The sequence below is a fragment of the Xanthomarina sp. F1114 genome (genome assembly GCF_026410255.1).
Classification (GTDB): domain Bacteria; phylum Bacteroidota; class Bacteroidia; order Flavobacteriales; family Flavobacteriaceae; genus Xanthomarina.
In genome coordinates, this window is sequence record NZ_JAPMLL010000012.1 from 136943 (window position 1) to 143948 (window position 7006).

Here is a 7006-nt window from a genome sequence, read left to right on the forward strand (position 1 = left end):
AAGGTATTGAAAATGAAGGAAGTTTATATTACTAAAATATCAAAGTTTTTACCCAATCGTCCCATTAGTAACGACGAAATGGAAGATAAATTAGGAATTATCGATGGAAAAACCTCTAAGGGAAGACGTATCGTTTTGCGTAATAATCAAATAAAAACAAGATATTATGCCATTGATGATAATGGTAATATTACTCATAACAATGCTCAATTAACTAAAGAGGCCATAGTAAAACTATACGGCGATCAGTTAAAACCTGAAGATATAGAGGTGCTTTCTTGCGGTACATCAAGTCCAGATCAAATCTTGCCATCTCATGCAGCTATGGTTCATGGTTTCCTTAAAAATGGAAATACAGAAATAAACTCGCCTTCTGGAGCTTGCTGCTCCGGAATGAATGCCTTAAAATATGGTTTCTTAGCGGTAAAATCAGGACAGACTAAAAATGCTGTTTGTACAGGTTCTGAACGTACATCTTCTTGGATGAAATCGGATACATTTGAAGACGAGATAAAACACTTAAACACCCTTGAAGACAATCCAATATTAGCTTTTAATAAAGACTTTTTACGATGGATGCTTTCTGATGGTGCCGGTGCTGTTTTATTAGAAAACAAACCTAACGGCAAGCTTCCTCTTAAAATAGAATGGATGGAAGGCTACTCTTATGCCTACGAGTTAGATGCATGTATGTATGCTGGAGCAGACAAATTAGAGTCTGGATTTTTAAAACCATGGAGCGAATATCCTTCAGACGAATGGAGTAAAAAATCTCTTTTCGCCATGAAACAAGATGTCAAACTTTTAGGCGAAAATATACTTGTAAAAGGTGTTGATAGCTTAAAAATGGCCATAGAAAAACACGGAGTAAAACCCGAAGACATAAACTATTATTTACCTCATATTTCCTCATATTATTTTAAAGAAAAACTATATGAAGAAATGGTAAAACAAGGGGTGGAAATTCCTTGGGAAAACTGGTTTATAAATTTAACCTCAGTTGGAAATGTTGGTGCAGCTTCTATCTATATTATGTTAGAAGAATTAAAAGAGTCAGGAAAATTAAAAAAAGGAGATAAAATCTTACTTTCTGTTCCTGAAAGTGCGCGTTTTGCATATTCATACTCGCTTTTAACCGTTTGTTAAAATGATGCAGCAACAATTACCAATTAAAGATATTTCTCATCTTATTCCACAAAAATCGCCATTTGTGATGGTAGATTGCTTATTAGATTTTACAGAAAACAAAGTGGTATCTTCATTTAAAATAATAGAAAGCAATCTGTTTTTAAAAAACAATAGGTTATTAGAATCTGGAATTATAGAAAACATGGCCCAAACCGTGGCTTTACATACAGGTTACGATTTTTTTCTTAAAAATGAAATCGCTCCAACTGGATATATTGGTTCAATAAAAAAAGTTGAGATTTTAAAATTACCTCAACTAAACGATATCATTACAACCAAAGTCGATATTTTATACGAATTTAACGGCGTAACTATGGTTGCTGTAAAAGTCTTTAACGAACTTAATGAAGAAATAGCCTTTGGCGAAATGAAAACCGTTATTGCTGACTAATGGAGTTTCACGAATTAGACATAAAAAAATTTTTACCTCATCGACCTCCTTTTTTAATGGTAGATCATGTTTTGACAATTGACGATGAACATGTTTCCACTTCTTTCACTATAAAACCCGAGTGTATATTTAACGATCAAGGAATTTTTAATGAAGCTGGTATGATAGAAAATGCCGCTCAAACCTGCTCGTCTATAGTAGGAAAAAGTTATTTTGATGAAGGAGACTTAGAAGGTACATCTGCCAAACTAATTGGGTTTATTAGCGCTATTAAAAAAATAACAATTAATTCTTGTGCAGAAGTTGGTGCAACCATAACAACTAAAGCCTTTATAAAATCTCGTCTTAACACAGACGATTTTACCATGTGTGCTATTGATTGTTTTATCTCTGAAAACGACAAAGAATTACTAACTTGTGAGATAAATTTAGTGATTCAGGAACTGAAATAAAGTCGACATGAAAAAAGATGAAGTCCCTCAAGATAAAAGTAATTTAGAGACGGCCAATTTTAAAGAATTGTGCTATGCTGTTGATGAAAATGGCGAATATACAACCGTTAATAGTTCTGGTTGGGATCCAAAAACCATTGCCCTAAACAAAGCTATTGAAGATATTAATGAACGTGTTGAAGTTGCTAAAAAGCGTGTTCTAAGTAATCAAACAAGTCCTATTGAATATTATATGGAACTGCATAAAATGGATCTTCCAATTTTAGCTAGTTATGTGGGACTATGGAAGTGGCGTGTAAAAAGACATTTCAAACCAAGAGTTTTCAATAAATTATCCAACAATATCTTACAGAAATACGCAGAGACGTTCGACATAAGTCTCGAACAGTTAAAAAATATAGAACTTCATGGAAATTAATTTCGCACATCATCAATCTGCACATTGCGAAAACGGTGTGATTTCTAATTTAATGAAGCATCATGGCTATAATGTAAGCGAACCCATGGCTTTTGGTATTGGGTCTGGTTTATTATTTTGCTATATTCCTTTTTTAAAGGTAAACCACGCTCCTGCTTTTACATATAGAGCTTTACCAGGAATAATCTTTAAGCGTTTTGCCAAACGTGTTGGCATAAAAATTAAACGTGAAAAATTTAAAAATCCGCAACAGGCAAAAATACGATTAGACGAAAATTTAAAAAATAACAATCCGGTTGGACTTCAGGTTGGTGTTTATAATTTAGTTTATTTTCCAGATGAATATCGATTTCATTTTAATGCACATAATTTAGTGGTTTACGGAAAAGAAGACGACACCTATTTAATTAGCGATCCTGTTATGGAAACTGTAACAACGCTAAGCGATAAACAATTAGAAAAAGTACGGTTTGCAAAAGGAGCCTTTGCGCCAAAAGGACACATATATTATCCCATTCACTTTCCTAAAGAATTAGATTTGGAGAAAGCCATTGTAAAAGGCATTAAACACACCTGCAAAGATATGTTGGCTCCAATTCCTGTTTTAGGTGTAAAAGGAATTAGACATACAGCCAAACTTATTAGAAAATGGCCCAAAAAGAAAGGTGTAAAAAAAGCCAATCACTATTTAGGACAAATTGTTAGAATGCAGGAAGAAATTGGAACTGGCGGAGGTGGTTTTAGATATATTTTTGCTGCTTTCTTACAAGAATCAAGTACAATTATAAATAAACCTGCCCTTTCTGAACTCTCTAAAGAAATGACTGCTATTGGCGATTTATGGCGAGATTTTGCCGTAGATGCTTCTAGAATTTATAAAAATCGAAGTGCCAAAGAAGATGCATATAATAACGTGGCCACACAATTAGAAGTTATTGCAGATAAAGAAGAAGTATTCTTTAAAAAATTAAAGAAAGCTATAAAATAAGATGATTAACATCGAGCACATATCTAAAAAATATAAAAATGCAGATAATTACTCTTTATCTGACTTAAACCTGCTCATTCACGAAAGAGAAATTTTCGGTTTATTAGGCCCAAATGGCGCAGGAAAGACCACACTTATTTCAATTTTATGTTCTCTAATTAAACCTACGTCTGGCTCCTTTTCTATAGCTAACTTAACGTATCAAAAAAACAAGAACCAACTTAAACAGCTTATTGGAATAGTTCCTCAGGAATATGCTTTATACCCGTCGTTAACAGCTTTCGAGAATTTAAAATACTTCGGCAGCATGTATGGTTTAAAAGGGAAATCCTTAGAAAACGATATCCATAAACATTTGGAACATTTAGGACTTTTAGCTTTCGCACATAAAAAAATCGACACATTTTCCGGAGGTATGAAGCGTCGTGTTAATTTAATTGCAAGTATCCTTCATAATCCAAAAGTCTTATTTTTAGACGAACCAACGGTTGGGGTGGATGTACAATCAAAAAACGTGATTATCGAATTCCTTCAGGAGTTAAATAAAAATGGTACTACCATTATTTATACCTCGCACCACCTAAACGAAGCCGAAACTTTTTGTTCTAGAGTTGCCATTATAGATCACGGAAAACTGATTATAAAAGGAAAACCACAAGAATTAATTGACCAAAGTGAAGGTTCACACAATCTAGAAGATGTATTTATAAGTTTAACCGGAAAAGCCTTAAGAGATCATGCATAAATTAATGGCTTCCGCACATAAAGAGTTTTTATTACTTATCCGCGATATAGGTGGTATTGCCATATTATTTGTAATGCCTTTGGTCTTAATTGTAACTATTACACTAATTCAAGACAGTACTTTTAAAACGGTTAGCGACGCAAAAATCCCTATTCTAATTGTAAATAACGATCGTGGAAATGTATCTGAAACCATTTTAAAAGGTTTGGAAGAATCCAATTCTTTTGAAATAAATATAAAAGACACTGAAAAAATTGCGAAAGACTTAGTTTTTAAAGGAAAATACCAATTAGCCATTGTAATTCCTGAAGATTTAAGTCTTGGTTTGGAACAAAAAGTAGCTCAAAATGTCGATAGGATTATCGCTAAATTTGGGCTGGAGGAAGAAACAAATAGCTCTGAAAAATCTATTTCGCAAAGTAAAGAAGTAAAACTCTATTTTGATCCAGCTACACAACTAGCTTTTAAAAGTTCTGTAAAAAATGGCATTGATAAAATGGTTTCAAAAATAGAAACACAATCTATTTACAAAGCCTTCCAAGAGCAAATAACAGACGATCCAACAGAGACTATTTTTGAAACTGAAAACTACATCACATTTAAAGAAATTCTTCCAAAAGAAAACAATAAAGAACTAATTCCAAATTCGGTACAACACAACGTACCAGCATGGACTTTGTTTGCTATATTTTTTATAATTGTACCTCTTTCCATTAATATTGTAAAAGAAAAAAGTCAAGGTACATTTGTAAGACTACGCACTAATCCTGTATCTTATGCTACCATATTAGGAGGAAAAACACTTGTCTACCTAGTAGTTTGCCTCATTCAATTTGTATTAATGCTATCTATTGGTGTCTATTTATTTCCAGCTATTGGTTTACCAACCTTAGATATTTCTGGTAGATTGCCTTTACTTTTTGTAGTTGCTATTTTTGCTGGCTTAGCAGCTATTGGCTTAGGCTTATTATTAGGAACCATTGCCAAAACTCAAGAACAATCAGCTCCATTCGGGGCTACTTTTGTAGTTATCTTAGCAGCTCTTGGTGGAGTTTGGGTTCCTGTATTTATTATGCCTAAATTTATGCAAACACTTTCCAATATTTCGCCAATGAATTGGGGCTTAAATGCTTTTTACGACGTATTTTTGCGACATGGTACTTTATTAGATATATTACCAGAAATTAGTTTGCTATTCTTGTTTTTTATAGCAACTACATTAATTGCCATAGTTTATAATGAAAAGAAAAACGCCGTTTAACCCAAAAGAGATAGCCCATACCAGCCAAGTACGCGTACGCTTTGTGGAAACAGATCCCTTAGGAATTGTTTGGCATGGTAACTATATTCAGTATTTTGAAGATGGTCGTGAAGCTTTTGGTAGACATCATGGAATTTCTTATTTAGATCAAAAAGAATATGGCTTTGCTACTCCTATTGTAAAATCGAGTACAGATCATAAACTACCATTACGTTATGGAGATATTGCAACTATAAAAACTATTTATGTAGATAGTTTGGCTGCAAAAATGGTATTCCGTTACGAAATTTATAATCAAAACGACCAATTAGTTTGTACTGGAGAAACTATTCAAGTTTTTGTAGATAGAATTGGAGAAGGAGATCTTTGGCTAACAATCCCACCCTTTTTTATGGATTGGAAAAAAAATGTAGGCTTATTAAATGAGTAAAGCATACGTATCATATAATAATATTATTTCATCACTTGGTTTTAATAGTGAAACAGTTGTAGAAAATATTCATAACGAAGTTTCTGGTTTAAAATTAATTGAGAATCTCCAAGTCCTTCCTGATCCTTTTTATTCGGCTTTAATTGATTCTGAAAAATTAGAAAAAACGTTTCAAAAGCTTCAACCAAACAAAGAATATACTCGTTTAGAAAAAATGATGATTTGTTCTTTAAACGAAGTCATTCAAACATCAAACATTCCATTAAATAAACGTGTTGGTTTAATTATTTCAACCACCAAAGGCAATATTGATGCTTTAGATGCGAACAATTCATTTTCTAAAGAACGCGCTTATTTAAGCGAATTAGGAAAAAATATTAAAGAGTTTTTCAGTTTTAAAAACGATGCTGTTGTTGTTTCTAACGCCTGTGTTTCCGGTATTTTAGCAGTAGCAATTGCCAAGAGATATATACAACAAAACACTTACGATCATGTTTTTGTTGTAAGTGGCGATATTGTATCAGAATTCATACTTTCCGGCTTCAATTCTTTTCAAGCCTTAAGTCATGAACCTTGTAAACCTTACGATAAAAACAGAACAGGAATCAATATAGGCGAAGTAGCTGCAAGTACTTTAATCACTAATAATTCTGATAACCTTTCCAAAGAAGCTGTCGAAATTCTTGGTGAAAGTTCTTGTAATGATGCCAATCATATTTCTGGACCTTCACGAACTGGCGAAGGTTTGTATAGAAGTATGAAATCCGCATTAGAGCAAGCAAATTTAAAAGCTCAAGATATAGATTACATTTCTGCTCATGGCACAGCTACCATGTTTAACGACGAGATGGAAGCCATTGCAATCAATAGATTAGATTTACAAAATGTTCCGTTAAATAGTTTAAAAGGCTATTTCGGCCACACCTTAGGAGCTTCTGGATTATTGGAAACCATAATCGGAATGCATTCATTATATAACAATACCCTATATGCGTGCAAAGGTTTTGAAAATTTAGGTGTTTCAAAACCTATTAATGTAATTACAAAAACCACCTCAAAAAAATTAAAAACCTTTTTAAAAACAGCCTCAGGTTTTGGGGGTTGTAATACAGCCATCATATTTAAAAAAAAAA

At 33.0% G+C, this 7006-nt stretch carries 9 protein-coding genes; all 9 read left to right on the plus strand.

What is annotated here, in order from left to right; all coding sequences use genetic code 11:
• The first annotated feature begins 12 nt into the window (after positions 1-12).
• The gene (gene darB / locus OS188_RS11300; RefSeq protein WP_267148951.1) at positions 13-1146 is read left to right on the plus strand and encodes a dialkylresorcinol biosynthesis protein DarB; all 1134 of its coding nucleotides are present in this window, start codon (positions 13-15) and stop codon (positions 1144-1146) included.
• A 1-nt stretch (position 1147) separates the two neighbouring features.
• Complete coding sequence (locus tag OS188_RS11305; RefSeq protein ID WP_416236539.1) at positions 1148-1579, plus strand: hotdog family protein; 432 nt, start codon at positions 1148-1150, stop codon at positions 1577-1579.
• The gene (locus OS188_RS11310) at positions 1579-2031 is read left to right on the plus strand and encodes a hotdog family protein (RefSeq protein ID WP_267148952.1); all 453 of its coding nucleotides are present in this window, start codon (positions 1579-1581) and stop codon (positions 2029-2031) included. Before OS188_RS11305 ends, OS188_RS11310 begins: the two co-directional genes overlap by 1 nt.
• A 7-nt stretch (positions 2032-2038) precedes the next feature.
• A complete protein-coding gene (gene darG / locus OS188_RS11315) occupies positions 2039-2449 on the plus strand; it encodes a flexirubin biosynthesis protein DarG (RefSeq protein ID WP_267148953.1) in 411 nt (136 codons plus the stop codon).
• Entirely contained in the window at positions 2439-3437 is a 999-nt protein-coding gene (gene darH, locus OS188_RS11320) for a BtrH-related acyltransferase DarH (protein ID WP_267148954.1), read from the plus strand. Before darG ends, darH begins: the two co-directional genes overlap by 11 nt.
• A 1-nt stretch (position 3438) precedes the next feature.
• Positions 3439-4182: an ABC transporter ATP-binding protein gene (locus tag OS188_RS11325; RefSeq protein WP_267148955.1), complete on the plus strand. Its 744-nt coding sequence runs from the start codon at positions 3439-3441 to the stop codon at positions 4180-4182.
• Positions 4175-5443 carry an ABC transporter permease gene (locus tag OS188_RS11330; RefSeq protein WP_267148956.1) on the plus strand — a complete coding sequence of 423 codons (1269 nt, stop codon included), beginning with the start codon at positions 4175-4177 and terminating at the stop codon, positions 5441-5443. The genes OS188_RS11325 and OS188_RS11330 overlap by 8 nt, the downstream gene beginning before the upstream one ends.
• Positions 5421-5873, plus strand: coding sequence for an acyl-CoA thioesterase (locus OS188_RS11335; RefSeq protein WP_267148957.1), 453 nt, complete (start codon positions 5421-5423; stop codon positions 5871-5873). Before OS188_RS11330 ends, OS188_RS11335 begins: the two co-directional genes overlap by 23 nt.
• On the plus strand, positions 5866-7006 hold a 1141-nt coding region (locus OS188_RS11340; RefSeq protein WP_267148958.1), incomplete at its 3' end, for a beta-ketoacyl synthase N-terminal-like domain-containing protein. The genes OS188_RS11335 and OS188_RS11340, both read left to right, overlap by 8 nt.

Bases quoted from the DNA above. Each gene is read 5' to 3' on its own strand.
- darB (WP_267148951.1), top strand. From the start codon at position 13: ATGAAGGAAGTTTATATTACTAAAATATCAAAGTTTTTACCCAATCGT.
- OS188_RS11305 (WP_416236539.1), top strand. From the start codon at position 1,148: ATGATGCAGCAACAATTACCAATTAAAGATATTTCTCATCTTATTCCA.
- OS188_RS11310 (WP_267148952.1), top strand. From the start codon at position 1,579: ATGGAGTTTCACGAATTAGACATAAAAAAATTTTTACCTCATCGACCT.
- darG (WP_267148953.1), top strand. From the start codon at position 2,039: ATGAAAAAAGATGAAGTCCCTCAAGATAAAAGTAATTTAGAGACGGCC.
- darH (WP_267148954.1), top strand. From the start codon at position 2,439: ATGGAAATTAATTTCGCACATCATCAATCTGCACATTGCGAAAACGGT.
- OS188_RS11325 (WP_267148955.1), top strand. From the start codon at position 3,439: ATGATTAACATCGAGCACATATCTAAAAAATATAAAAATGCAGATAAT.
- OS188_RS11330 (WP_267148956.1), top strand. From the start codon at position 4,175: ATGCATAAATTAATGGCTTCCGCACATAAAGAGTTTTTATTACTTATC.
- OS188_RS11335 (WP_267148957.1), top strand. From the start codon at position 5,421: ATGAAAAGAAAAACGCCGTTTAACCCAAAAGAGATAGCCCATACCAGC.